Raw genomic sequence first — 22,088 nt, 5'->3', positions numbered from 1 at the left:
TCCATGAATAAAGAACATCGCGCAACGACGCGGGACTTCCAGTGGAGAACGATACGCAATGACGATGCGAACCAAAATTCTTGCAGCCACCGCTGCCGCGCTTCTGGTGGGCGCAGCTGTGCCGGCCATGGCCGTGACCCTGCGGTACGCCAACCAGGGCGACCTGAAGTCGCTCGACCCCTATACGGTGAACGAGACGACCACCAACGCCCATCTCGGCCACGTCTACGAGGGCCTCACCAAGCGTGGCAAGGACCTCGCCATCCAGCCCGGCCTCGCTGAGCGCTGGGAGGTCAGCGAGGACGGTCTGACCTGGCGCTTCTTCCTGCGCAAGGGCGTCAAGTTCCACAACGGCAACGACTTCACGGCCGATGACGTGATCTTCTCCGCGAACCGCGTGCGGGCGCAGGGCTCCAACTTCCAGACCCGCGTGCCGAGCAATGCCGAGTTCGTGAAGGTCGATGACCACACCATCGACGTCAAGCTCAAGACCCCCAACCCGATCCTGAACTCCCAGTGGGATACCTGGTACATCCTGGACAAGGAATGGGCGGAGGCGAACAACGCCACGGCTCCGACGCCGGCGGCGGCCACCACCCCCAGCTACGCCGCTCTGAATGCGAACGGCACCGGTCCGTTCAAGATCGAGAGCCACCAGCCGGGCGTGAAGACCGTCTTCAAGGCCAACAAGGAGTGGTGGGACAAGCCCGAGCACAATCTGGACGAGATCGTCTTCACCCCGATCGGCTCCGATGCGACCCGTGTCGCCGCGCTGCTATCAGGCGAGGTGGACGTGATCGAGCCGGTTCCGCTGCAGGACATCCAGCGCGTGAACAGCAGCCCGAACGCCAAGGTTCTGTCCGGTCCTGAACTGCGCACGATCTTCCTCGGCATGGACCAGACCCGCGACGAGCTCCTCTTCTCGAACGTCAAGGGCAAGAACCCGTTCAAGGACAAGCGCGTCCGCGAGGCGTTCTACAAGGCCATCGACGTCGAGACCATCAAGTCCCGCGTCATGCGCGGCTTGGCCACGCCGTCGGCCCTCATGATCGCGCCGGAACTCTTCGCCCATTCCAAGGACTTCGAGCGTCCGAAATACGACCTCGAAGGCGCCAAGAAGCTCCTGGCCGAAGCCGGGTATCCGAACGGCTTCGAGGTCGGCATGGATTGCCCGAACGACCGCTACGTCAATGACGAGGCGATCTGCCAGGCCGTCGTCAGCATGCTCGCCCGTGCCGGCATCAAGGTGAACCTGATGGCCCAGCCGAAGGCGCAGTATTTCGCCAAGGTGCTGAAGTCCGGCAACTACAACACCTCCTTCTACCTGCTGGGCTGGACCCCCGGCACCTTCGACAGCCACAACGTGCTGCACGATATCGAGGGCTGCCGCGACAACCCGCAATCCGCTCGCGGCGAGTCGAACCTCGGCAACTTCTGCAACAAGAAGCATGACGAGCTGACCGACAAGATCCTGGTGGAGACCGACAAGGCCAAGCGCGATCAGATGATCAAGGAAGCCTTCCAGATCACGTTCGACGAGTACGGCTATATCCCGCTGCACCAGCAGGCTCTGGCCTGGGGCGTCTCCAACAAGGTGAAGCTCAACCAGCGTGCGGACAACTCGGTGCTGCTCTACTGGGCGCAGAAGACGGAGTAATCCGCGCCTGATCGCTCGTCCCGGGCAGCACGCTGCCCGGGACAATTTATTGGTGGACGCTCGAGCCAAACGGCTTGGCTCGCGGCGCTGCGATCAAGAGACCTTTCATGCTTGCTTTCATCGTCCGAAGGGCTCTCCAGGCCATCGGTGTTCTTCTGGCTGTCGGCATCATCGCCTTCGCGATGTTCCGCTTCGCCGGCGATCCGGTGAACCAGATCGTCTCCATCGATACGCCTGCGGCGGAGCGGGAGCAGGTGCGGCGCTCTCTGGGCCTCGACGATCCAGTCCCCGTCCAGATGGCACGTTATCTGGTCCGGACGGCCCAGGGGGATTTCGGCGTTTCCTACCAGTTCCGCCAGCCGGTCTCGGATCTTCTGGCCGAGAGAATGCCGGCCACCCTCGAACTGGCGCTCTGCGCCACGATCTTCGCGACGGTGTTCGGCGTGCTGATGGGCGTCTATTCCGGTCTGAAGCGCGACAGCGTCCTGGCGAAGGTCTTCCAGACGATTTCGCTCATCGGCATTTCGCTGCCGACATTCCTGATCGGCATTCTGCTCATCTACCTGTTCGCGGTCACGCTGGGATGGCTCCCATCCTACGGACGGGGCGACACGGTGCAGCTGGGCTGGTGGTCGACCGGGCTCCTGACGGGTTCGGGCCTGAAGGCGCTCATCATGCCCTCCATTACGCTCGGCCTGTTCCAGATGACGCTGATCATGCGTATCGTCAGGGCCGAGATGCTCGAGGTGCTGCGCACGGACTACATCAAGTTCGCCCGGGCGAGGGGACTCACCACCCGCGCCATCCACTTCGGCCACGCCCTCAAGAACACCCTGGTTCCGGTCATCACCATCGTGGGCCTCCAGTTCGGCTCGGTCATCGCGTTCGCGATCATCACCGAGACCGTGTTCCAGTGGCCCGGCATGGGACTCCTGTTCGTCCAGGCCGTGCAGAACGTCGATATTCCGATCATGGCGGCATACCTCATGCTCGTCGCCCTGATCTTCGTGGCGATCAATCTCGCCGTCGATATCCTCTACACGGTAGTGGACCCGCGCCTGAGAACCACCATCCGTCAACCGACCTGAGGAGAGTACTTTGGCGGAAGCAATCCAAACGGCGCCCACGACACCATCGGAGCCGGCCTCCTGGGTCGGCCGGTTCCTGGACAGCGATGTCTGGGCGAGTTTCAAACGCTCCAAGCTGACGATCGCGGCGGCGTTCCTGACGGTGCTCTTCATGGCGGCGGCCGTTCTCGCAGGAGTCCTTGCGCCGCAGGATCCCTTCGATCCGGCTCAGCTCGACCTCCTGAACAGCCGCCTGCCTCCCATCTGGAATGCGGAGGGTATGGCGCCGTTCCTCCTGGGGAGCGACGAGCAGGGGCGCGACATCTTCTCGGCCATTCTCTACGGCCTTCGCATCTCCCTTGCGGTCGGCATTCTCGGCGTCGCCTTCTCGGCCACCCTCGGGATCGCGCTCGGTCTCATCGCCGGTTATGTCGGCGGAACCGTCGATGCCGTCATCATGCGCATCGCCGACGTGCAGCTCACATTCCCGGCCATTCTGATCGCCCTCCTGGTGGACGGGGTCGTGAAGTCGGTGCTGGGCGGGCAGCTCGATGCGGGGACGACGCTCTCGGTTCTGGTCTTCTCCATCGGCCTGAGCTTCTGGGTGCAGTATGCCCGCACCGTGCGCGGCTCGGTGATGGTGGAGAAGAACAAGGACTACATCGCGGCCGCGAGGCTCATCGGCCTGCCGGCTCCGGTCATCATGTTCCGGCACGTTCTGCCCAACGTGCTGGGTCCGGTCCTCGTGATCGCCACCATCAACCTCGCACTGGCCATCATCACCGAGGCGACCCTGTCGTTCCTGGGCACCGGCATGCCCGAAACCATGCCGTCCCTCGGCACCCTGATCCGCATCGGCAACAACTACCTGTTCTCGGGGGAGTGGTGGATCGTCGCGTTCCCGGGTATCGCTCTGGCGCTTCTCGTCCTCTCGATCAATCTATTGGGTGATTGGCTGCGCGACGCACTCAATCCACGGCTGAGGTGAGGGAGAAAGCCATGTCAGTACTGCATCCGGTTCTCTCCGTCCGCGACCTGCGCGTCGAGTTCGTCACCCGGCGCGGCATCCTCAAGGCGATCGACGGGATCTCCTTCGATATCGCCAAGGGCGAAGTGCTCGGCGTCGTGGGTGAATCCGGCGCGGGCAAATCGGTCACGGGTTCCGCCGTCATCGGCCTCATCGACCCGCCTGGTAGGATCGCCGGGGGCGAAATCCATCTCTCGGGCATGCGGATCGACAATCTTCCGCCGGAGGAGATGCGCCGGGTGCGCGGCAAGCGCATCGGCATGATCTTTCAGGACCCGCTGACGAGCCTCAATCCGCTCTACCGGGTCAGCGAGCAGCTGATCGAGACCATCCGCACCCACACCAACCTCTCGGCCTCGGCGGCCCGCAAGCGCGCCATCGACCTGCTGGCCGAGGTCGGCATTCCGGCGCCGGACAAGCGGATCGACAGCTATCCGCACGAATTCTCGGGCGGCATGCGTCAGCGCGTCGTCATCGCCCTTGCCCTCTGCGCCGAGCCGGAGCTCATCATCGCCGACGAGCCGACCACGGCGCTCGACGTCTCCGTGCAGGCTCAGATCATTTCGCTCCTGAAGCGTCTTGGGCGGGAGCATGGAACCGCGATCATGCTGGTGACCCACGATATGGGCGTCATCGCCGAGACGGCGGACCGGGTCGCCGTCATGTATGCGGGGCGGATCGCCGAGATCGGGCCCGTGCGCGACGTGGTGCAGAATCCGCTCCATCCATATGCCAAGGGGCTCATGGGGGCCATTCCGTCTCTCGAGAACGACTCCTCGGAGCGTCTCGTGCAGATCCCGGGCTCCATGCCGCGCCTCTCGGCCATTCCTCCCGGCTGCCCCTTCAATCCGCGCTGCCCCAACGTGTTCGACCGCTGTAGGGTCGAGCGTCCGGACCCGATCCAGCACAGCGAGCACCGGGTGGCCTGCCATCTCTACGATCAATCTCCCGTCCGGTCGGAGGCTGTTGCGTGACTGAGCGTCCCTATGTCGAAGTCAAAGACCTGCGTCGCGTTTTCGACGTGTCGAAGCCATGGCTCAACCGGGTCCTTGAGGGCGGCGAGAAGCAGTACCTGAAAGCTGTCGACGGCGTTTCGTTCAACATCGCCAAGGGTGAGACATTCGCCCTGGTGGGCGAGTCCGGCTCCGGCAAGTCCACGGTTGCCCGCATGGTCGTGGGCCTGCTGCCGCCGACGAGCGGCGAGGTCATGATCGACGGCATCTCCATGTCGAGCCAGGCCGCGTCCAGTGAGCGCCAGCGTCTCCGGCGCCGGATCCAGATGATCTTTCAGGATCCCTATGCCAGCCTCAATCCGAGGTGGTCGGTCGACAGGATCGTCGCCGAGCCGATCCGGGCCTTCCGCCTGATCGAGGACGAGAAGGACATCAACGCACGGGTCGGCGAGCTTCTGTCCTTCGTGGGTCTCCATCCCGCCGACGGCAAGAAGTATCCGCACGAGTTCTCCGGCGGCCAGAGGCAGCGCGTCGCCATCGCGCGGGCGCTTGCATCCGATGCCGAGTTCATCGTCTGCGACGAGCCGACTTCGGCCCTTGACGTGTCGGTTCAGGCGCAGATCCTCAACCTCATGCGCGATCTGCAGGACCGCCTCGGGCTGACCTACCTGTTCATCAGCCACAATCTCGCCGTCGTCCGCCACATGGCGAGCAGGATCGGCGTGATGTATCTCGGCCGCATCGTCGAGATCTCGGAGGGGCGCGAGCTCTTCACCCACCCGAAGCACCCCTATACGCGGATGCTTCTGGACGCGGTGCCGGACGTGGGCATGACCGGCCGTCAGCGCATTCCCGTGAGCGGCGAAATCCCCAATCCCATCAGTCCGCCATCCGGCTGCACCTTCAATCCGCGGTGCCCCTTGGCCAATGAGCGGTGCGTCGAGCAGGCGCCGCCGCTGCTGGGCGGCGTCGCATGCCATGCGGTGCACGAGGGACGGACGACGACCCACGCGGCGGCTTGATCCAGATGATGCGCGGTGCTGCCACGACCGTGCATTATGCTTAATATCGTGGGATATCGTTTCCCGGCCGCTTGAGGGAGCGGGGAAGGTGTGATCAAAGATTAATCCGCGTTAACGTTTGCGTCGGGTTGTCGGATGAAGCCGGTCGGTTCCAGAATTCCAGGCGTTGGCAGGCTGAATCTCCGGCGCACGAGGCGGATGCGGGTGCTTCAGCAGGCGAAGATCGTCATCGGCACCGAGGTCATGCTTCATTGCGAAGTGCGGGATCTCTCGGCCGGCGGCGCAAAGATCGCCATCAAGCAGCACGTGGCCCTGCCCGAGCAATTCGACCTTTTCATCTGCGCGCACGACATCCGGGTTCACCGGGCGCGTATGCGCTGGCGGCAGGGTGATTTCGTGGGCGTATCCTTCGGTGCCGACGAGGCGGATGAACAGCCACTTGCTCTCCCGGCGCCTCAGTCCGCCCCGGCTCAATCCTATCCCGTTCTCGTCCAGTCGAACTCCGTCGGCGCCAGGGTCTCGGAACCACGCCATCTCCGCCCGGCGTCGGGTGAAGCCGGGTTTCTCATCGTGGAGGGTGACCGCGTTCCCTCAGCCGAGTTGAGGCCGGCGCGAACCGTCATCCGGACCGGGCCTTATGGCTGGGAGCGAAGGCGGTTGAGAGGCCGTCGAAGCGCCGTTTAGGGGCAGGTCGCTCTCCTGCAAGAGTTCCCCGCCTGACACGCCCGGCGCTACGGATCCAGCTCAGGCCGAGACGGGGGCTCCGATGGAGCCCTTCCGGAATGCGTCTGCCTGGTGGATGCGCCGAACCAGTTCAGTCACGTCTTCCGGCGTCTGATAGATCCCAAATCCTAGCCTGAGCCGGTTTCCCCTGACATCGGTGACGACCCGTTGGGCTTTCAGGCGGTCATAGACGGCCTGAGCATCCGGCCTCTCGACGGTGAGAAAGTTCCCGCGCCTCGACTCCCTGACAGGCACCACGAGCGATGACGGGTCGAAGCCGGCGCAATGGGCCGCCTGCCGCACAAAGTCCTGTTGCAAGGCCGCGACATGGTCGTGGATTGCTTCTGCCGTAATGCTTGCGCCGACGAGCCACCGCATCACGGCATTGAAGCGATAGAGGCCGGACGGGTCGAACGTGGCTCCCATGAAGCGCCAGCCGTCCTCGCTATAGGCAACTTGGCCGCCCTGCGCCTTCGACAGGTCGCCGAACGCGGCAAACCAGCCGGTGTCGCTCGGCCGCGCTCCCCATCCGGGAGGGCAGTGCATGAAGCATGCGCCTTCGCCCGCCATGGCGTATTTGTACCCGCCCGCGACATAGAAGGCCCGGTTGGCCAACCCGCTCAGATCCGTCGGGCGGGCCATGAACCCGTGATAGCCGTCGATGACGAGCATGGCATCGCCGGCAATCTCTGCGATCCGTTCGATGTCGGCGACAAAGCCGGAACTGAAGAATACCTGACTGACGAAGACGAGGTCGTGCCCTGCTGCCGCCGCTTGCTCGAACCGGTCCTCAAAGCTGGCAAGGGGCTCGACCGGAACGCGGGTCACAAGAACATCGCCGTCCTCTTCGAGCCGCGCGATCTGCCGGCTGAACGAGTGGAATTCACTGTCGGATGTCAGAATCCTGATGCTCTGCCCGGCCGGGAAGCATGAAAGGATGCGTTTCAGGAACTCATGGGTGTTGGGTGCCACCGCAAGGGTTGTCGAATCCGGCAGGCTGAGATTTCGCGCCACATGCGACCTGAATTCCTCCAGCACCGGCCCGAGGACATGTTCCCACTTGTCGTCCATCAGGCGTGCCGCGTCGTCCCACGCCTGGAGATGGGCGTCCCGGGTCACGTCGGGCCATGGATGGTGGCTGTGAGCCGCGAAATGGAGACGACCGGGTTCTGTGTTCAGGAACCGGGAGAAATGAGCGCGCAGATCGAGCATGGAACCTGTTTCGTTAGAGCTTCGTCCGGACCGACCAGAGTTCGGGGAAAAAGGATTGTTCGAGAGCCCTGCGCAGGTACGCGACCCCGGCGCTGCCGCCGGTGCCCTGCCGCATGCCGATGATGCGTTCGACCGTCTTCATGTGCCGGAAACGCCATTGCTGGAATGCGTCCTCGAGGTCGACGAGTTCCTCGGCGAGCTCGTAGAGGTCGAAGCGCTCGTCCGAATGCCGGTAGATCTCCTCCCACACGGCCTCGACGGCCGGATGGGCTTCGTAAGGCCGCGTCACGTCGCGGGTGAGGATTTCGGCCGGAATGGCATATCCGCGCCTTGCAAGCAGGCGCAACACCTCGTCGTAAAGGCTCGGGGCATGGTAGACCCCCTCCAGCAGATCCGCGATTTCGCCACGATGCCGATGGGGGGCGATCTTCATGGCATCCTTCGCGCCGAGCTTGAACTCCACGAGGCGGTACTGCCATGACTGGAAACCGGAGGAGCGTCCCAGAGACGGCCTGAACCTGAGATAGTCCGAGGGCGTCATGGTCGACAGAACCGTCCAGGCCTGGATCAACTGCTCCTGAATGCGGTTGATGCGCGCGAAGCACTTGAAGGAGGGCTGAAGCTCGTCCGCGCGTATATGGGCGAGTGCCGTGTCCAGTTCCCGGTTCAGGAGCTTCAGCCACAGTTCCTTCACCTGATGGATGACGATGAAGAGGAGTTCGTCGTGCTCGTCGGAAATAGGGCTTTGGGCCGAGAGCAGGACGTCTAATCTGAGGTAGTCGCCGTAGCTCATGCCTTCGGAGAAGTCGGTGTGTATGTCGTTCGTTTCTGTCGACATGCCATCATCTCCTTCTTATCGGCTGCCAGGTCTTCGCCCTGAGAGCATTATGAAATTCGAGCGAAGATATTTCAACCTTAAAGCAATTGCATGTGGTCAGCGGCCCGCGGGCGGGTCGGGTGCCGGCTCGAAGAAGGCCCGGAAGTTCTCGAGCCAGGACGCCAGCCACAGCTCCATGGCTCTCTTGGCGGCGCCCTCCGTTGGGCCGTAGCCCCAGGCATCCTCCTGGAGCGGGCTGGACCAGATCCAGAACCGGTTGCTGCCGTCGTATTGAACGGATCCGACCTCGACGGTGCCGACGAACCCGACGTGCCGCTGAAGCGGCACCCCCGCCACGCTGTCCTGCTCCCATGATATCCGACTCATCGACATCGAATCCGAAAACGTTCGCGCCTGCGCATCTAGGGCAGGGAGGGGGCGTTGAAATGGCGCCCGTGACGAGACTAGAGTTGCGGCGGCAAGGAACCTACGAAGCGAGCGCCTGATGTCTTCCCTCACCGCCATCGGGTTCGATGCCGACGATACCCTCTGGCAGAACGAGACCTTCTATCGGCTTACCGAGGAGCGCTTCACATCTCTGCTCGCGGAGCATGGGGAGGCGCAGGATATCTCCCGGCGGCTGCTCGATGCCGAGAGGCGGAACCTGCGCATCTACGGCTTCGGCATCAAGGGATTCACGCTTTCGATGATCGAGACGGCCATCGAGGTGACGGACGGCAAGGTGTCTTCCCTGGTCATCCAGCAGATTCTCGCGGCTGGCCGCGAAATGCTCAGCCACCCCATCGAAACCCTCCCTTATGTCAGAGAAACCCTGGAGCAGCTCTCGGGCCAATATCGGCTGATCCTCATCACCAAGGGCGATCTCTTCGATCAGGAGCGCAAGCTCGCCCAGTCCGGCCTGGGCGACCTGTTCGATGCGGTGGAAATCGTCAGCGACAAGAATGCTGCGACTTACGAGCGGATCTTCTCCCGCTACGGCGACGGTCCAGGGTGCAGCATGATGGTCGGCAATTCTCTCAAATCCGATGTGGTTCCGGCGATACGGGCCGGGAGTTGGGGCGTATATGTTCCCCACGATCTCACCTGGGCTCTGGAGCATGACGAAGAGCCCGTCGGAGAGCCACGCTTCCGGCGTCTCGGCCACCTGGGCGAACTCGTCGATCTGGTTGCTCGGCTCTAGGGCAGTGGTTGGCGTGCCTCCTCGGCCCCCGACAGGGCAGTCGGGTTGAAGGCTTGCGAATGCGACCGCCGGTGTTATTGCGCCGCCTGTCTGGCGACGGCTCTGATGTCGGCGCGACCGATCCCGAGGTCGGTGAGGTCGCGGTCGTCCAGGCGGTCGAGTTCGCGAACCGTCTCCCGGTAGATAAGCCATTTGCGGAAGCGGTTGAGAGCGAGCGTGATCAACATGGAAAGCCTGCCTTCTCGGGTGGCAGGGCACATCAAGCAGCATCAGGTCGAGTGAGCCGTTTGGCCGTGCCGCCTACGAGCGGTTAACTGCGACACCCGACACAGGCATGGGGCACCCCTTGATCGTCGTTGGCGGTAATCCCGAGCGTTCCCGATTTTGTTCTTGATGATGAGTGTGCGAGCTTTCGCTGCGCTGCGGAATATGGGTCAACGAATATGACCTATGCGCGGGTCGCAGGGAACCTGCAGCAATGACTGAAAAAGCGGCTTCGATTTCGGCTTCTCTTCGGAAACAGTAATCTCTTCAGCTTCTTAATGAGCGACAGAAAGGGCGGATGGGCCTGCCTGCTAAATCAGCATCGGGCGAACTTGCTAATTGTGCAATGCAGCATAAACTTCTCCATCTCATGAGCAGCGATGGAGGCTCCTGTGCAGTCCGTCTTTTCCGTGGGGCAGTTCGTGCGCTTCAGGAAGCTGACCGGTGGAATCTACGAGATCGTCCGCGTCCTGCCTCTGGTGGACGAGGGCGCGGCCCTGTACCTTCTCAGAAGCACGCAGGGTGCCGAAGCCATTGCCCGGCACCATGAAATCGAAAAAGCCTGAGCGGCAGGGGAGCGCGTCCCGTCGCCGCCAGAGCACGCGTTATGTGCGGATGGATCTGCCACGCACCCGCTAAGGCTACATGGCGCCTCTTTTCTTCAACCAGGCCTGCATCTCGGCAATCTCGCGCTCCTGCTCGCGGATGACGTCGGTTGCCCATCTGCGGACTTGCTCATCCTTGGCATGATCGAGAGCAATCTTCGCCATTTCGATGGCGCCCTGGTGGTGGGGAATCATGCTGCGGACGAAGTCGACCTCCGCATCTCCCGTAAACGGGATATCCATGCCTCGGTGCATTTTGGCGTTCGCATCACGGAAGGCCTTCGTTGCGGGCGCCTCGGTGGTCTGCGCAGCCGCCGGGGGCGTGGCATGGCCGGAGTGACCACCATGATGGGCACCCTGCGCCGATGCGAAGTTCGGCAGGACGGCCATTGCGAGTCCAAGGGCGAGAACGGGCACTTTCATTGAAATTCTCCTTCGTCAGGGTAACGGGAAAGGGGGGATATGAGCGGTGTGGCTCTATTGGGCGTTAGGTTGTACCGGCTCAGCGGGGTAACCTGCCTGACTGAGAGTGGTCAGGAGAGCGGATTCCGTGGCCTCTGACGAAACGTCGATCTCGCGGGTGTCGAGGTTGCCTTCGATGTGAGCCGCGGGGTCGATGCTCCGGATGGCGCGGGTGACGGCGCCCAAGCAGCCGCCGCACTTCATGCCGGGCACGTGAAAGCGATGCATGTGAGGATCCTTCTTCATCAGGGTCCCAAAGGGTTTAGAGGTTCCCATGGTGGTAAGGTCAAGCGGGAAAAATGCGGACGACCTTCAGGGAAGGATCGACTGTCCTTGTTCTTTGTAAAGAACGAAACGATTGACATAAAGCACGTGTCGCGGCATCTGTGTCGGATCTCGGATAGGGCCGATCCGTAACGGGCAGTGCCTGCCCGAACCAATCCTGTTCGTCCTGACCCTAGCCCTCGTCTCCGAGAGGCATATTCACATAGGTTGGCATAGCGATGACTCAGCGCATCTTTCCTGTTCCCTCCGCTTTGGAAGCGGCAGCACACGTGAGCGCTCCGGTTTATGAGAAATCCTATCGCCGTTCCCTCGACGATCCGGAGGCCTTCTGGCGGGAGCAGGCACAGATCCTGGATTGGAGCCACCCCTTCTCCCGGGTGAAGAACACGCGCTTCTCGCCGGACGACGTGACCGTCGAATGGTTTGGCGACGGCAGTCTCAATGCCTCTTTCAACTGCCTCGACAGGCACGTGGCGCGGCAGGGGGACCAGCCTGCGATTCTCTGGGAGGGCGATACTCCTGGCGACCGTCGGCAGGTCACGTGGAGAGAGCTGCAGCGGGAGGTCTCCCGCCTTGCCAACGTTCTGAAGGAATTGGGCGTTCGCAAGGGCGACTTCGTCAGCGTCTACCTGCCGGTCATTCCCGAGGCGATTGCCGCAATGCTGGCCTGCGCCCGCATCGGCGCCGTTCACTCGGTCGTCTTCAGCGGCTTCTCGGCAGAGGCCCTGGCAGGTCGGATCGAGGATTGCCGCTCGCGGGTTCTCATCACCGCCGACGAGGGAATGAGGGCGGGGCGGCGCGTTCCGTTGAAGGGGAACGCAGACGCCGCTCTCCAAGGCCTGCCCTTCGTCGAGCATGTGCTCGTCGTGCGGAGAAGCGGCGCGGCCGTTCCCATGACGGCAGGTCGCGACCGCTGGTACGACGAGGCTCTCGCCGCAGCTTCGCCGGACTGCGCGCCGGTCGAGGTCGGAGCCGAGGATCCGCTCTTCGTGCTCTACACATCGGGCTCGACCGGCAAGCCGAAGGGCATGCTCCATACGACCGGCGGCTATCTCGTGCACGCTGCTGTGAGCTTCAGGGCGATGTTCGACTATCGGCCCGGCGACGTCCATTTCTGCACGGCGGATGTCGGCTGGGTGACAGCCCACACCTACCTCATCTACGGCCCCCTTGCGAACGGAGCCACGATCGTGCTGTTCGAGGGCGTGCCGAGCTGGCCTGATGCGTCCCGGTGGTGGCAGATCGTCGAGGAGTACAAGGTCAACATCTTCTATACGGCGCCGACGGCGGTCCGTTCTCTGATGAGGGAGGGCGAGGCACCGGTGCGGAAGCACGATCTTTCGTCGCTGCGTGTCCTGGGCTCCGTAGGCGAGCCGATCAATCCGGAAGCGTGGCTCTGGTATCACGAGGTCGTCGGTGGCGGGCGCTGCCCCATCGTCGATACCTATTGGCAGACCGAGACAGGGGCGGTTCTCCTTTGCCCGATGCCCGGTGCGATGGCCCTGAAGCCGGGCTCCGCCGCAAAGCCGTTCTTCGGCGTTCGTCCGGCGCTGCTCGCGGGCGACGGGAGCGTGGTCGAGGGGGAGGGGACGGGCAATCTGTGTTTTGCCGATTCATGGCCAGGACAGGCAAGGACGATCCTGGGAGACCGCGAGCGCTTCCTGAACACCTACTTCAGCACGTTCCCGGGATTCTATTTCACAGGCGACGGCGCACGCCGGGATGCGGATGGCTATTACTGGATCACAGGTCGGCTGGACGACGTCATCAACGTCTCGGGTCACCGGCTCGGAACGGTGGAGGTCGAGGCGGCCCTTGCCTCCCATGCGTCGGTCGCAGAGGCGGCCGTGGTCGGATTCCCCCATGAAATCAAGGGCCAGGGCATCTTTGCCTTCGTCACCTTGAAGGATGATGCGCAGGAGACGGAAGAGCTTCGGGGGGAGCTCGTGCAACTGGTGCGCACCAGGATCGGCCCCATCGCTACGCCCGACCGTATCGAATGGGCGCCCCAGCTTCCCAAGAACCGTTCGGGCAAGATTCTGCGCCGGATCCTCACGCGCATCGCCGCCGGTGATTTCGAGAACCACGGCGACACCTCGACGGTTGCCGATCCGACCGTTGTCGCGGATCTCGTCAGAAGGATGCGGCCCTGACGCCCCTGTCACGGTGATAGCTGAATCCCGAACCGGCTACAGCGAGAGATGCACGGGCACGGCAGCCTTCATCGAGCGATCGGGCCCGAGCTCCTCGCGACCGACCCTCAGCAGTTTGGCGAGGGTGCTGCGGGCGCGATTGACCCTGCTTTTGATGGTGCCGATATTGGTGCCGCAAATCTGTGCCGCCTCCTCGTACGACATGCCTTCGGCCGATACGAGGAGGAGGGCCTCGCGCTGGTTGAGCGGAAGCTCGGCTAACGCACGTTGCAGGTCGCAGAAGTCGAGATGCGACTCCTGAGAGGGTGCCACGGCGGCCAGCTGAGCCCAGACGCCATCCGGGTCCTCCACCTCACGCTTGCGCTTGCGATACTCCGTGCGGAACCTGTTGCGCAGGATCGTGAACAGCCACGCCTGGATGTTTGTGCCGATCTGGAAGGTGTGGATCTTGTCGATCCCTGTCAGCAAGGCTCCCTGAACAAGGTCGTCCGCGCGATCGAGATCTCCCGTGAGGGAGACGGCGAAAGCGCGTAGGTGCGGAATAGCAGCAAGCATCTGCTGCTCCAGAGAGGCCTCAACCGGCACGCATCACCTCCACGTCGATCTCAAGACTTACAGGGAGCCACGAGAGGAGGAGGGATGCATTAACCTATGATGAGATGAAGACGTTTCAGCTCAGAATGCGGGTGGCTTCAGCAATTTATCTCGCCGCCCATTAATTGCCAAGTTTCGAGATCGACAAACAACAGACGCGATTGTTGAAATACAGGATAGATCTTCGCGACTGGCTACGTTTGTTCCGTGTCTGTCCTGTTGTTCTGTGCGAATCCATGCCATCTCCAGCCCGTTGCGTTATTGATTGCTCCCAACGCCCGGCTGTGGCGGAGCCTTTCCGGTCCGCGCGGGATCGGTTCCCTGCGGAGCGTCCTCTGCCGGTTTCACCTCATCCGCGTTCGTAATTTCATGGCTGGCGGCCTCGCGCGACGGCAGGTCCCCATGCGGTGGAGCGCCTGCCACGGCCGCTCCTGCCATGTACGAGGGCGGATCGCTTGCGGGAAAGGAATATTCCGAGCCGGCATCGACCAGGTCGTCCTCTTCTTTCTTCACGCTCATCAAACACCTCCCGTTCCGGATCAGAATCCACATTACAAGAATGCGCCACGAGGCTGCCTGTTCGGCGAAGCGACAAATATTGCTGAAGAGCCGAGCGGGTGTACGGCTGTCGTCGCCCGGACCTTAGGCGAGCGGCGCGCCTCGCGTCGGCCTCTCGGGGACGAACAGGATGCCTAAAAAATCAGCTCAAACCGGCCGCAGAACTCGCGAACTTTTCATCTGACACATTGTTGAGCTTACAGGTTGGCGGGTCCCCAGAACGCTTTTCCGATAAGGAGACAAGCATGGAACACAGGCCCCTGTCTGAGCTCAGTAGCGTCGCGGATCTGAAGAAACCCGTTCGAGTGCTGTCGAGGCGAGAGCGCCTGGACCGTTGGGCCGAACTCCTGGAGCGCGAGCCGGATCGCCTGCTGAGAACGCTCGACGAGATCGAATGGAAGCCGAAAGCGGAACGCCGCGCCTTGCGGGCCGACGATTCGGCCCTGACCATTGCCTTCAACGACCCGGTGCTTCGGTCCGACGGCTTGGGAAGCGACAGGTTCGGCGACGCTGTCGATTTCTTCCAGATTTCCGAACATGACGCTCACATCGTCCTCTGCTCGTGTCACGGGGGCGAATCCATGAGGTCCGAGGAGGCTGCACGCCGTGTCCGCGGGATCCGGTCGCCCAGCCTGTGGGCGCTCTATTTCGGCTGGTTCCGGTAGTCCGCAGCCGGTCTCGCCGGAACCGTGCGTGGTGGGCGGGGCCCCCGCACATGGGTTGATGCGCGCCGGCCGACTTGAACCTCTTGCCGCTTGGACCCACTGTGCCGCAAAGAAGCGGTGCTGAGGTTCAGGTGGCAAAGGGGTAGGCGACATGATCGTGGTATTCGGGTCCATCAACATGGATCTTGTCGCGAGGGTACGAACCATCGCGCGTCCTGGGGAGACGGTCCTGTCGCGTCGCGCCGACAGTTTCTACGGCGGCAAGGGAGCCAATCAGGCCGTTGCTGCGGCACGGATCGGACGCGGTGGACCGGCGGCGGTCGCCATGGCAGGCGCCGTGGGAGCCGATCCGTTCGGGAGCGCCTGCCTCGACAATCTTCGTGACAATGGAGTCGATGTCGAAGCCGTCAGGATCCTTGACGAGCCGACAGGGTGCGCCTTCATTACCGTCGACGAGAGCGGCGAGAACGCCATCACGGTCGCCAGTGGCGCGAATATGGCCGTTCGTGCGACCGATATGCCGGAACAGCTTCTTGCCCGGGCGTCGGTCCTCGTCCTGCAGATGGAGGTGCCTGTTGCCGAAAGCCTCGAAGTGGCAAGGCGGGCGCGCCGGAGCGGAGCCGTCGTCGTGTGGAATTTCGCGCCTGTCCCAGCCATCGAAGACCGTGCCCATCTGGTTGAACTCCTCGCCGCCACGGACGTGCTGGTGGTCAACGAGCACGAAGCCATTTCCGTAGCGGAAGTGTTGGGCGAGGCAGTGGCGGGAGAGTATCTGAAGGCGGCCGGCGTTCTGGCGCGATCCTATGGCCCCGTCTGCATCGTCACGGCAGGCGCGAGGGGCGCTGTTGCCGTCAATCCCGACGGTACACAAATTCATGCCGCCACGCGGCCGATTACGCCCGTCGATACGACGGGCGCAGGCGATACCTTCGTGGGCGTGCTTGCCAACGGTCTCGCGGAGGGACTGGAGGTCGGCGAGGCCATGCAAAGGGCGTGCCTCGCAGCATCCCATGCTTGCCTCACCGCAGGCGCGCAGGCGGGGATGCCTCTGAGACATGAACTCGAGAAGGCCCGCGCGCAGGGCTAAGGGGTCTCGCTTTCCTGCTGGATGACCCGGGTCAGACTGCCCGTCGAGGGAAAGAGCGGGATCAGGCAGGCCTGAAGGGCGTGATAGAGGTCCGGCTTGCCCGTGAAGAGGGTCGTGGCCGGCTGCAGGTCTTCCGAAAGCTCGGGATACCAGCCTCCATGACGGTGATCGATCAGGTGGCGATCCGCGAAGCCCCAGAGGTGGCGATACCAGGCCTCGTGGAACTCGCTGGGGCTGTGCTCGGTCAGGAAGGACGCAGCGCCGATTGCCTCGGCACATGGCCACCAGAGCTTCTGGCGCAGAACAGGCTTGTTGTCCCAGTCGAGGGTATAGAAGAAGCCCCCCTTCTCCTTGTCCCATCCGAGTTCGACCGATTGCCTGAACAGCGCGCGCGAGGCCTCGGGGAGCCAGGCGTGGCGCTTGTCGCCGAGGGCCCAGAGCTGGAGCAGCAGCCGCGCCCATTCCAGCCAGTGACCGGGCGTAAGGCCATAGGGACGGAACACGTCGTAGCCGCGGTAGTCCTTGTCGAGCGCCCAATCGGATGTGAAATGCTCGGCCACCCGGTGGTCGAGCGCGGCGGCGTGGCGGCCGATGATGAGCGATGCGATGCGCTCGGCCTTCTCCAGATAGGATCGGTCGCCCGTCGCCTCGAAGGCGGCCATGAGGGCTTCCGTCAGGTGCATGTTGGAATTCTGCCCGCGATACTGGCTGACGGGCGACCAGTCCCGGGCAAACTCCTCGGCCACGGCACCGTGCTGGTCTTCCCAGAAACGCTGTTCGAGAACCTGGGTGATGTCTTCCAGAACCCGATCGGCGAGCGGATGTCCGACGACCTTCGCGCTGGATGCCGCCAGGAGGACGAAGGCATGGCCATAGGCCTGCTTCGTGTCGTCTTTCGGACCGTTGTCGTCGAGAGACCAGACATAGCCGCCGTGCCGTGTGTCGCGATGGCCGTTCCAAAGGAACTCCATTCCGTGGTCGACGATGGCATCGCATCCCGGACGGCCCAGCAATGTACCGATGGCGAAGCAGTGCACCATACGGGTCGTGTTGTGAATCTGGCGGACGGGATTGCCGTCGTCCGTCCGCTGTCCGGTTTCGTCCAGATCGAAGAAGCCGCCCGCTGGATTGATGAGCCGGTGCTGGAAGAAGTCGAACAGGTTGTTCGCCTGGTCGGCAAGCCATTGCCGATGAAACGGCCGTGTCCGCCAGCTCGAGCCGGTGGGAGGAAGAATGGGCTGGTTGGCTTGCATGTCGAACTCCGGATCTTTCGAAACTGGCTTGCGGTTCCAGGAATGGGCGAGCTGCTATCGCGCCTTCATGAAGCTTTCCACCTCGTCCCAAGTCGGTGGGTTTGCGCCCCGGCGGGTGCAGACGATTGCGGCCGCCGCAGCCGCGAAATCGAGAGCTGCCTCGACCTGGGCGCCGTCGAGGCGGGCAACCTGCTCCGGCGTCAGCCGGGACTGGGCATCGAGCCAGGCGAGAAGAGCGGCATGGAACGTATCGCCGGCCCCGACCGTGTCCACGACCTGGACCTGCGGCGCCGGACGCTCCAGAACGGATCCGTCGAACACGGCCATGGGGCCTTCCGCGCCGCGGGTGATGACGACGAGCTTCGGGCCTTGCTCAAGCCATTCCCGGGCGACGGCCACGGGCGCCTTGCCGGGGTAGAGGAGTTCCACGTCCTCGTCGCTGGCCTTGATGATGGTGGCATCGGCCAGAAGCCTCTCGAAACGCTGCCGGAATGCTGAGAGATCCCCGACCACCCGTGGCCGGACATTGGGGTCGAGCGAGATGACCCGCGACCCGGCCTCGCGCCGGATAAGGGTCTCTATGGCGGTGGAAACGGGCTCCACGCCGAGGGAGTAGGACCCTGCCGCGATAGCGTTGACCGTCGCCGGGAGCGTTGAAGGCAGAGCGTCTGCCGTGAGCGCCCGGTCGGCGCAGTTCTCTGCATAGAAGGAATATTGGGGCGCTCCGGCCGCATTGGTCGCGATCACGCTCAGGGTCGTGTGCTTGGGGCTGCGGTGCAGAAAATCGGAGCTGACGCCGGCTTCGTCCAGACGGCTCGCGAGAAAGGAGCCGAAAGCGTCTTCCGAGAGCGTCGAAAGGAAGCCGACGGGGCAGCCCAAGCGGCCGATGCCGATGGCGACGTTGAAGGGCGAGCCTCCTGCCACGGCCTCGGCCGGCAGTCCTTCCGGCGAGGTCGCTCCGATGAAAAGGTCGATCAGGGCTTCGCCGCAGACCAGGATCATGGGAGGCCTCCAGGCATGAGGATGTTGGGCAGGACCGATATCATGCGAAGCCTTCGCAATTAAGCGGGAACCGGATCGGCAGGAACGGGCTGGGAGGGCATTGCTGCGATCCGCTTGAGATCGCGCAGCACGTGATCGAGCGAAACGGGGCCGCTGGCGCCGCCGAAACCGAAATACAGCTTCCTGTAGATGGCGAAGAGCTGCTCATACGTATCCCGGGTGGCAGGGTCCGGCTCGAAAGTGCGGAACGGAAGGCAGATCGTCTCCTGAGCCTGGTTCAGGTCCGGATAAGACCCGGCGGCGAGGCTTGCGAAAATGCTGGAGCCGAGACCGGTCGGAATTCCTGCGGGCACCAGAACCGGCCTCCCAAGCACGTTTGCATAGACTTGGTTCAGCACATGGTTGTGCTGCGGGATGCCGCCCGCATTGATGACGCGTTCGACGGGGACGCCTCCTTCCGCGAGACGTTCGAGGATGATCCGGGTGTGGAACGCCGTTCCCTCGATGGCCGCGAAAAGCTCGTCCTGGGCCGTGTGCAGCAGGTTCCATCCCAGCGTGATGCCGCCGAGATCCGCCTTGACGAGAACCGTCCGGTCGCCGTTGTCCCAGGTCAGGCGCATGAGGCCCGTCTGGCCGGCGCGGTACTGCTCCAGCCCCTTCGAGAGCTCTTTGATGCTCGTATTGGCGCGGCGGGCGATGGCCTCGAAAATGTCGCCCGTCGCGGAAAGGCCCGCCTCGATGCCGACCAGGTTCGGGTCGACGCTTCCGGGGACCACTCCGCAGACGCCGGGGATGAGGCCCGTCTCAGGGGCCATCGCAATGATGCAGGTGGATGTGCCGACCACGTTGACGACGTCGCCCACGCGGCATCCGGCCCCGATGGCATCCCAGTGTGCATCGAACGCCCCGACCGGAATGGGAATGCCGGCCGAAAGGCCGAGGCGCTCGGCCCAGGCGGGGGACAGATGGCCCGCGACGACGTCGGACGTCTGGTAATCGCCGGAGAGCTTGTCGCGGATGCCATCGAACAGGGGATCGACCTTCGACAGGAAGTCCTGCGAGGGCAGTCCTCCCCAACGAGGATTCCACATCCATTTGTGGCCCATGGCGCAAACGCTGCGCTTGACCTGGCGCGGATCGGTCACGCCGGTCAGTGTCGCTGCGGCCATGTCGCAATGCTCGAGAGCCGTGACCAGCCGGTCGCGCTTTTCAGGGTTGTGCCGCAGCCAGTGGAGCAGCTTGGCGAAGCCCCATTCGTGTGAATAGACCCCGCCGCACCATTGGATGGCCTCGAGGCCCTCTCGGTGCGCCAGTGCGGTGATCTCCTCTGCTTCCGCCTTGGCCCGGTGGTCGCACCAGAGATAGTAATCGTCCAGCGGTTCGAGCCCTTCGCCGACCATGACGACGCTCGAGCCTGTCGTATCGATGGCGAGCGCGGCCACATCCTCGCCTCGTACGCCCGCGGAGGCCAGGGCGCCCCGCACGGCCTGCGCCAAGGCGTTCATGTGATCCGCGTGGGACTGCGTCGCGTAGTCCGGGTCGTCCCGCCGCCTGTGGAGAGGGTATTCCGCCGTCGCGAGCCCGAGGGGCCCCTTGCGGTCGTCGACCAGGGTGACGCGTACGCTGAGAGTGCCGAAATCGGCGCCCGCTACAATGGCCATCTGAAGACCTCGTGAGACTGCTCAAGGAGTGGCTCAGGGAGCCAAGTTCTATGACCCGGACTGTCCATAGGTCGCCGTTTGGCCATGCTTCCTGAAGTAGTGCCTGTCAAGAAGGGCCTGAGGCACGCCGGATTTGTCGGGACGGAGCGAGAGCGTGTAGGTCGCCATGCGCGCGACCGCCTCGAGCACGACCGCGTTGTGAACGGCGTCGTCCGGGGTCCTTCCCCAGGCGAAGGGGCCGTGATCGGCCACCAGGGCCGCCGGAGCTTCCATGGGATCGCGGTTGCCGAAGCATTCGACGATGGCGACCCCTGTCGCACGCACGTAGTCGCGGTCGATTTCCTCGGCCGTCAGCTCCCGTGTGACCGGCACGGGTCCGTAGAAATAGTCGGCGTGCGTGGTTCCCATGGGAGGAATCGGACGGCGCGCCTGAGCCCAGGCGGTCGCGAATTCCGAATGGGTGTGCACGACCCCGCCTATTTCGGTGAAGGACTTGTAGAGGTGAAGATGGGTCGCGAGGTCGGAGGAGGGGCGAAGTTCGCCCCACACGACCTTCCCGTCGAGGTCCGTCACGACGAGGTCGTCAGGGGTCATGCGCTCGTAAGGCACCCCGCTGGGCTTGATGACGACGAGGTTCTCGTCGCGGCTGATGCCGCTGACATTGCCGAACGTGTAAAGAACAAGCCCGCGGCGGACCACTTCCAGATTGGCCTCCAGAACCTGCTCCCGCAGCTGCCTCAGCATCGAATGCCTCCAATGCCCGATCATCGGGTGGAATCTGAAACGGCGGCCGCAATCCATCGATTGCGGCCGCCGCCTGTCACGTGGTTTTAGCGAACTGCCGTCCAGCCCTGGTACTGGCCGACATTCTCGGAAGTGATGAGCTTCGGCTCGAGCAGAATCACGTTCTTTTCGGGCTTCTTGCCGTTGAGGATGCCGGCCGCGAGTTCAAGCGACTGACCCGCCATGGTGTAGGGATCCTGCGAGGCGGACGCCTTGATCAGCGAGTTGCCGGACTTCAGCTCCTGCTCGATATCCGGTGCGCCGTCGACGCCCGTGATGATGAACTCGCTCCGGTTGAGCTGCTTTGCCGCCAGATTGACGCCGATCGCCGTCGGGTCGTTCACCGCGAAGATCGCATCGACCTTCGGGAAGCGGGTCAGAAGGCTCTGTGCGACGGCGAAGCCGCCCTCGCGGGAGCCCTTGCCGTCCTGGTTGTCGGACAGGACCTTGATGCCGGGGTTCTTGTCGAACACGGACTTGCAGCCCTTCACCCGGTCGACGATCGACGAGACCTGCGGGCCGTTGACGATGATGACATCGCCTTTGCCCTTCAGCTGGTCGACGATGTACTGGCAGGAGAGCTCACCAGCCTTGACGTTGTCGGTCATGACGGTCACGTCGGCGCCTGCCGCGGCCACGTCGAAGGCCGCCACGACGATGCCGGCCGCCTGCGCGCGCTTCACGGACGGCTCGATCGCAACAGGATCGACCGCGTTCAGCATGATGACATCCACGCCAGAGGCAATGAAGTTGTCGATCTGCGTGAACTGCTTGTTGAGGTCGTAGTCGGACGAGACGGCGGTGACCCTGACGTTGGGATTGATGCCTTTCGCCTTGTCCTCGATGCCCTTGATCGTCGCGACGAAGAAGGGGTTTCCGAGCGAGCCGACGGAGATGCCGACGTTCTGGAGGTCCTTTGCGTAGGCAGGGCTCGCCAGTGCGGCCATGAGAGCAAGGCCGGACGTCAGTCTTGAAAGTTTCATTGCTTCCTCCTGGTATTGGGTAACCTATGACGCTTCGAAAGCGGGTCCGGCCTT

Annotated in this window: 24 protein-coding genes; 11 read left to right on the top strand and 13 right to left on the bottom strand. The window is 63.4% G+C overall.

Annotation, left to right across the window (positions count from 1 at the left end):
* Positions 1-58 precede the first annotated feature (58 nt).
* The 6 genes from ACFOYU_RS23585 (at position 59) to ACFOYU_RS23560 (ending at position 6,410) form a co-directional block, all read left to right on the top strand.
* Positions 59-1,657 carry an ABC transporter substrate-binding protein gene (locus ACFOYU_RS23585; RefSeq protein WP_226740558.1) on the top strand — a complete coding sequence of 533 codons (1,599 nt, stop codon included), beginning with the start codon at positions 59-61 and terminating at the stop codon, positions 1,655-1,657.
* A 107-nt stretch (positions 1,658-1,764) separates the two neighbouring features.
* Positions 1,765-2,745, top strand: coding sequence for an ABC transporter permease (locus ACFOYU_RS23580; protein WP_226740560.1), 981 nt, complete (start codon positions 1,765-1,767; stop codon positions 2,743-2,745).
* A 10-nt stretch (positions 2,746-2,755) separates the two neighbouring features.
* Positions 2,756-3,712 (top strand): ABC transporter permease, encoded by a 957-nt coding sequence (locus tag ACFOYU_RS23575; protein WP_226740562.1) that lies wholly within the window; start codon positions 2,756-2,758, stop codon positions 3,710-3,712.
* An 11-nt stretch (positions 3,713-3,723) separates the two neighbouring features.
* A complete protein-coding gene (locus ACFOYU_RS23570; protein ID WP_226740564.1) occupies positions 3,724-4,725 on the top strand; it encodes an ABC transporter ATP-binding protein in 1,002 nt (333 codons plus the stop codon).
* Positions 4,722-5,726, top strand: coding sequence for an ABC transporter ATP-binding protein (locus ACFOYU_RS23565; RefSeq protein ID WP_377035445.1), 1,005 nt, complete (start codon positions 4,722-4,724; stop codon positions 5,724-5,726). Before ACFOYU_RS23570 ends, ACFOYU_RS23565 begins: the two co-directional genes overlap by 4 nt.
* Positions 5,727-5,861: 135 nt before the next feature.
* Positions 5,862-6,410 carry a PilZ domain-containing protein gene (locus ACFOYU_RS23560; protein WP_377035444.1) on the top strand — a complete coding sequence of 183 codons (549 nt, stop codon included), beginning with the start codon at positions 5,862-5,864 and terminating at the stop codon, positions 6,408-6,410.
* A 60-nt stretch (positions 6,411-6,470) separates the two neighbouring features.
* Here ACFOYU_RS23560 and ACFOYU_RS23555 read toward each other — a convergent pair whose 3' ends face one another.
* The 3 genes from ACFOYU_RS23555 to ACFOYU_RS23545 form a co-directional block, all read right to left on the bottom strand.
* Positions 6,471-7,661 carry an aminotransferase class V-fold PLP-dependent enzyme gene (locus tag ACFOYU_RS23555; protein ID WP_377035443.1) on the bottom strand — a complete coding sequence of 397 codons (1,191 nt, stop codon included), beginning with the start codon at positions 7,659-7,661 and terminating at the stop codon, positions 6,471-6,473.
* A gap of 13 nt (positions 7,662-7,674) precedes the next feature.
* Entirely contained in the window at positions 7,675-8,499 is an 825-nt protein-coding gene (gene kynA / locus ACFOYU_RS23550) for a tryptophan 2,3-dioxygenase (RefSeq protein WP_226740571.1), read from the bottom strand.
* Between the two features lie 96 nt (positions 8,500-8,595).
* The gene (locus tag ACFOYU_RS23545; protein ID WP_226740574.1) at positions 8,596-8,865 is read right to left on the bottom strand and encodes a hypothetical protein; all 270 of its coding nucleotides are present in this window, start codon (positions 8,863-8,865) and stop codon (positions 8,596-8,598) included.
* Positions 8,866-8,983: 118 nt separating this feature from the next.
* On the opposite strand from ACFOYU_RS23545, the gene ACFOYU_RS23540 reads away from it, so the two are divergent.
* On the top strand, positions 8,984-9,679 hold the full coding sequence (locus ACFOYU_RS23540) for an HAD family hydrolase (RefSeq protein ID WP_226740576.1): 696 nt from the start codon (positions 8,984-8,986) through the stop codon (positions 9,677-9,679).
* 74 nt (positions 9,680-9,753) lie between these two features.
* Here the strand turns inward: ACFOYU_RS23540 and ACFOYU_RS23535 are convergent, their stop codons facing one another.
* The gene (locus ACFOYU_RS23535; protein WP_226740578.1) at positions 9,754-9,906 is read right to left on the bottom strand and encodes a DUF1127 domain-containing protein; all 153 of its coding nucleotides are present in this window, start codon (positions 9,904-9,906) and stop codon (positions 9,754-9,756) included.
* A gap of 429 nt (positions 9,907-10,335) precedes the next feature.
* On the opposite strand from ACFOYU_RS23535, the gene ACFOYU_RS23530 reads away from it, so the two are divergent.
* Positions 10,336-10,509 (top strand): hypothetical protein, encoded by a 174-nt coding sequence (locus ACFOYU_RS23530; protein WP_226740580.1) that lies wholly within the window; start codon positions 10,336-10,338, stop codon positions 10,507-10,509.
* Positions 10,510-10,584: 75 nt separating this feature from the next.
* Here ACFOYU_RS23530 and ACFOYU_RS23525 read toward each other — a convergent pair whose 3' ends face one another.
* Together ACFOYU_RS23525 and ACFOYU_RS23520 are read right to left on the bottom strand one after the other, a co-directional pair.
* The gene (locus tag ACFOYU_RS23525) at positions 10,585-10,971 is read right to left on the bottom strand and encodes a DUF305 domain-containing protein (protein ID WP_377035442.1); all 387 of its coding nucleotides are present in this window, start codon (positions 10,969-10,971) and stop codon (positions 10,585-10,587) included.
* A gap of 54 nt (positions 10,972-11,025) precedes the next feature.
* Positions 11,026-11,238, bottom strand: a complete 213-nt coding sequence (locus ACFOYU_RS23520; RefSeq protein WP_226740584.1) for a heavy-metal-associated domain-containing protein — start codon at positions 11,236-11,238, stop codon at positions 11,026-11,028.
* Between the two features lie 275 nt (positions 11,239-11,513).
* On the opposite strand from ACFOYU_RS23520, the gene acs reads away from it, so the two are divergent.
* Positions 11,514-13,448, top strand: coding sequence for an acetate--CoA ligase (acs, locus tag ACFOYU_RS23515; protein ID WP_377035441.1), 1,935 nt, complete (start codon positions 11,514-11,516; stop codon positions 13,446-13,448).
* A gap of 36 nt (positions 13,449-13,484) precedes the next feature.
* Here acs and ACFOYU_RS23510 read toward each other — a convergent pair whose 3' ends face one another.
* Positions 13,485-14,033: a sigma-70 family RNA polymerase sigma factor gene (locus ACFOYU_RS23510; RefSeq protein ID WP_226740588.1), complete on the bottom strand. Its 549-nt coding sequence runs from the start codon at positions 14,031-14,033 to the stop codon at positions 13,485-13,487.
* A 267-nt stretch (positions 14,034-14,300) separates the two neighbouring features.
* Positions 14,301-14,561 (bottom strand): hypothetical protein, encoded by a 261-nt coding sequence (locus ACFOYU_RS23505; RefSeq protein WP_377035440.1) that lies wholly within the window; start codon positions 14,559-14,561, stop codon positions 14,301-14,303.
* Positions 14,562-14,845: 284 nt separating this feature from the next.
* Between ACFOYU_RS23505 and ACFOYU_RS23500 the strand changes: the two genes are divergently transcribed.
* A complete protein-coding gene (locus tag ACFOYU_RS23500; protein WP_226740591.1) occupies positions 14,846-15,265 on the top strand; it encodes a hypothetical protein in 420 nt (139 codons plus the stop codon).
* A gap of 151 nt (positions 15,266-15,416) precedes the next feature.
* On the top strand, positions 15,417-16,352 hold the full coding sequence (locus ACFOYU_RS23495; RefSeq protein ID WP_377035439.1) for a ribokinase: 936 nt from the start codon (positions 15,417-15,419) through the stop codon (positions 16,350-16,352).
* Here ACFOYU_RS23495 and ACFOYU_RS23490 read toward each other — a convergent pair.
* The 5 genes from ACFOYU_RS23490 to ACFOYU_RS23470 all read right to left on the bottom strand — a co-directional run bounded on the left by ACFOYU_RS23490 (position 16,349) and on the right by ACFOYU_RS23470 (position 22,034).
* The gene (locus ACFOYU_RS23490) at positions 16,349-17,605 is read right to left on the bottom strand and encodes an AGE family epimerase/isomerase (protein ID WP_377035438.1); all 1,257 of its coding nucleotides are present in this window, start codon (positions 17,603-17,605) and stop codon (positions 16,349-16,351) included. The two genes, ACFOYU_RS23495 and ACFOYU_RS23490, sit on opposite strands and share 4 nt — an antisense overlap.
* A 54-nt stretch (positions 17,606-17,659) precedes the next feature.
* The gene (locus tag ACFOYU_RS23485) at positions 17,660-18,607 is read right to left on the bottom strand and encodes a carbohydrate kinase (protein WP_377035437.1); all 948 of its coding nucleotides are present in this window, start codon (positions 18,605-18,607) and stop codon (positions 17,660-17,662) included.
* 59 nt (positions 18,608-18,666) lie between these two features.
* Positions 18,667-20,268 (bottom strand): ribulokinase, encoded by a 1,602-nt coding sequence (locus ACFOYU_RS23480; protein ID WP_377035436.1) that lies wholly within the window; start codon positions 20,266-20,268, stop codon positions 18,667-18,669.
* Positions 20,269-20,316: 48 nt separating this feature from the next.
* Entirely contained in the window at positions 20,317-21,012 is a 696-nt protein-coding gene (locus ACFOYU_RS23475) for an L-ribulose-5-phosphate 4-epimerase (RefSeq protein WP_377035435.1), read from the bottom strand.
* A gap of 86 nt (positions 21,013-21,098) precedes the next feature.
* Positions 21,099-22,034: an ABC transporter substrate-binding protein gene (locus tag ACFOYU_RS23470; RefSeq protein WP_226740604.1), complete on the bottom strand. Its 936-nt coding sequence runs from the start codon at positions 22,032-22,034 to the stop codon at positions 21,099-21,101.
* Between the last annotated feature and the right edge of the window lie 54 nt (positions 22,035-22,088).

This window comes from Microvirga sp. GCM10011540 (assembly GCF_042650665.1).
Classification (GTDB): Bacteria; Pseudomonadota; Alphaproteobacteria; order Rhizobiales; family Beijerinckiaceae; genus Microvirga; species Microvirga lenta.
The sequence above is the reverse complement of the archived record's forward strand: the minus strand, read 5'-3'. Positions and strand labels throughout refer to the sequence as shown.

Bases quoted from the DNA above. Each gene is read 5' to 3' on its own strand.
- ACFOYU_RS23525 (WP_377035442.1), bottom strand. From the start codon at position 10,971: ATGAAAGTGCCCGTTCTCGCCCTTGGACTCGCAATGGCCGTCCTGCCG.
- ACFOYU_RS23480 (WP_377035436.1), bottom strand. From the start codon at position 20,268: ATGGCCATTGTAGCGGGCGCCGATTTCGGCACTCTCAGCGTACGCGTC.
- ACFOYU_RS23470 (WP_226740604.1), bottom strand. From the start codon at position 22,034: ATGAAACTTTCAAGACTGACGTCCGGCCTTGCTCTCATGGCCGCACTG.
- ACFOYU_RS23485 (WP_377035437.1), bottom strand. From the start codon at position 18,607: ATGATCCTGGTCTGCGGCGAAGCCCTGATCGACCTTTTCATCGGAGCG.
- ACFOYU_RS23545 (WP_226740574.1), bottom strand. From the start codon at position 8,865: ATGAGTCGGATATCATGGGAGCAGGACAGCGTGGCGGGGGTGCCGCTT.
- ACFOYU_RS23560 (WP_377035444.1), top strand. From the start codon at position 5,862: ATGAAGCCGGTCGGTTCCAGAATTCCAGGCGTTGGCAGGCTGAATCTC.
- ACFOYU_RS23540 (WP_226740576.1), top strand. From the start codon at position 8,984: ATGTCTTCCCTCACCGCCATCGGGTTCGATGCCGACGATACCCTCTGG.
- ACFOYU_RS23475 (WP_377035435.1), bottom strand. From the start codon at position 21,012: ATGCTGAGGCAGCTGCGGGAGCAGGTTCTGGAGGCCAATCTGGAAGTG.
- ACFOYU_RS23490 (WP_377035438.1), bottom strand. From the start codon at position 17,605: ATGCAAGCCAACCAGCCCATTCTTCCTCCCACCGGCTCGAGCTGGCGG.
- kynA (WP_226740571.1), bottom strand. From the start codon at position 8,499: ATGTCGACAGAAACGAACGACATACACACCGACTTCTCCGAAGGCATG.
- ACFOYU_RS23535 (WP_226740578.1), bottom strand. From the start codon at position 9,906: ATGTTGATCACGCTCGCTCTCAACCGCTTCCGCAAATGGCTTATCTAC.
- ACFOYU_RS23495 (WP_377035439.1), top strand. From the start codon at position 15,417: ATGATCGTGGTATTCGGGTCCATCAACATGGATCTTGTCGCGAGGGTA.
- ACFOYU_RS23555 (WP_377035443.1), bottom strand. From the start codon at position 7,661: ATGCTCGATCTGCGCGCTCATTTCTCCCGGTTCCTGAACACAGAACCC.
- ACFOYU_RS23500 (WP_226740591.1), top strand. From the start codon at position 14,846: ATGGAACACAGGCCCCTGTCTGAGCTCAGTAGCGTCGCGGATCTGAAG.
- ACFOYU_RS23570 (WP_226740564.1), top strand. From the start codon at position 3,724: ATGTCAGTACTGCATCCGGTTCTCTCCGTCCGCGACCTGCGCGTCGAG.
- ACFOYU_RS23580 (WP_226740560.1), top strand. From the start codon at position 1,765: ATGCTTGCTTTCATCGTCCGAAGGGCTCTCCAGGCCATCGGTGTTCTT.
- ACFOYU_RS23505 (WP_377035440.1), bottom strand. From the start codon at position 14,561: ATGAGCGTGAAGAAAGAAGAGGACGACCTGGTCGATGCCGGCTCGGAA.
- ACFOYU_RS23585 (WP_226740558.1), top strand. From the start codon at position 59: ATGACGATGCGAACCAAAATTCTTGCAGCCACCGCTGCCGCGCTTCTG.
- acs (WP_377035441.1), top strand. From the start codon at position 11,514: ATGACTCAGCGCATCTTTCCTGTTCCCTCCGCTTTGGAAGCGGCAGCA.
- ACFOYU_RS23520 (WP_226740584.1), bottom strand. From the start codon at position 11,238: ATGCATCGCTTTCACGTGCCCGGCATGAAGTGCGGCGGCTGCTTGGGC.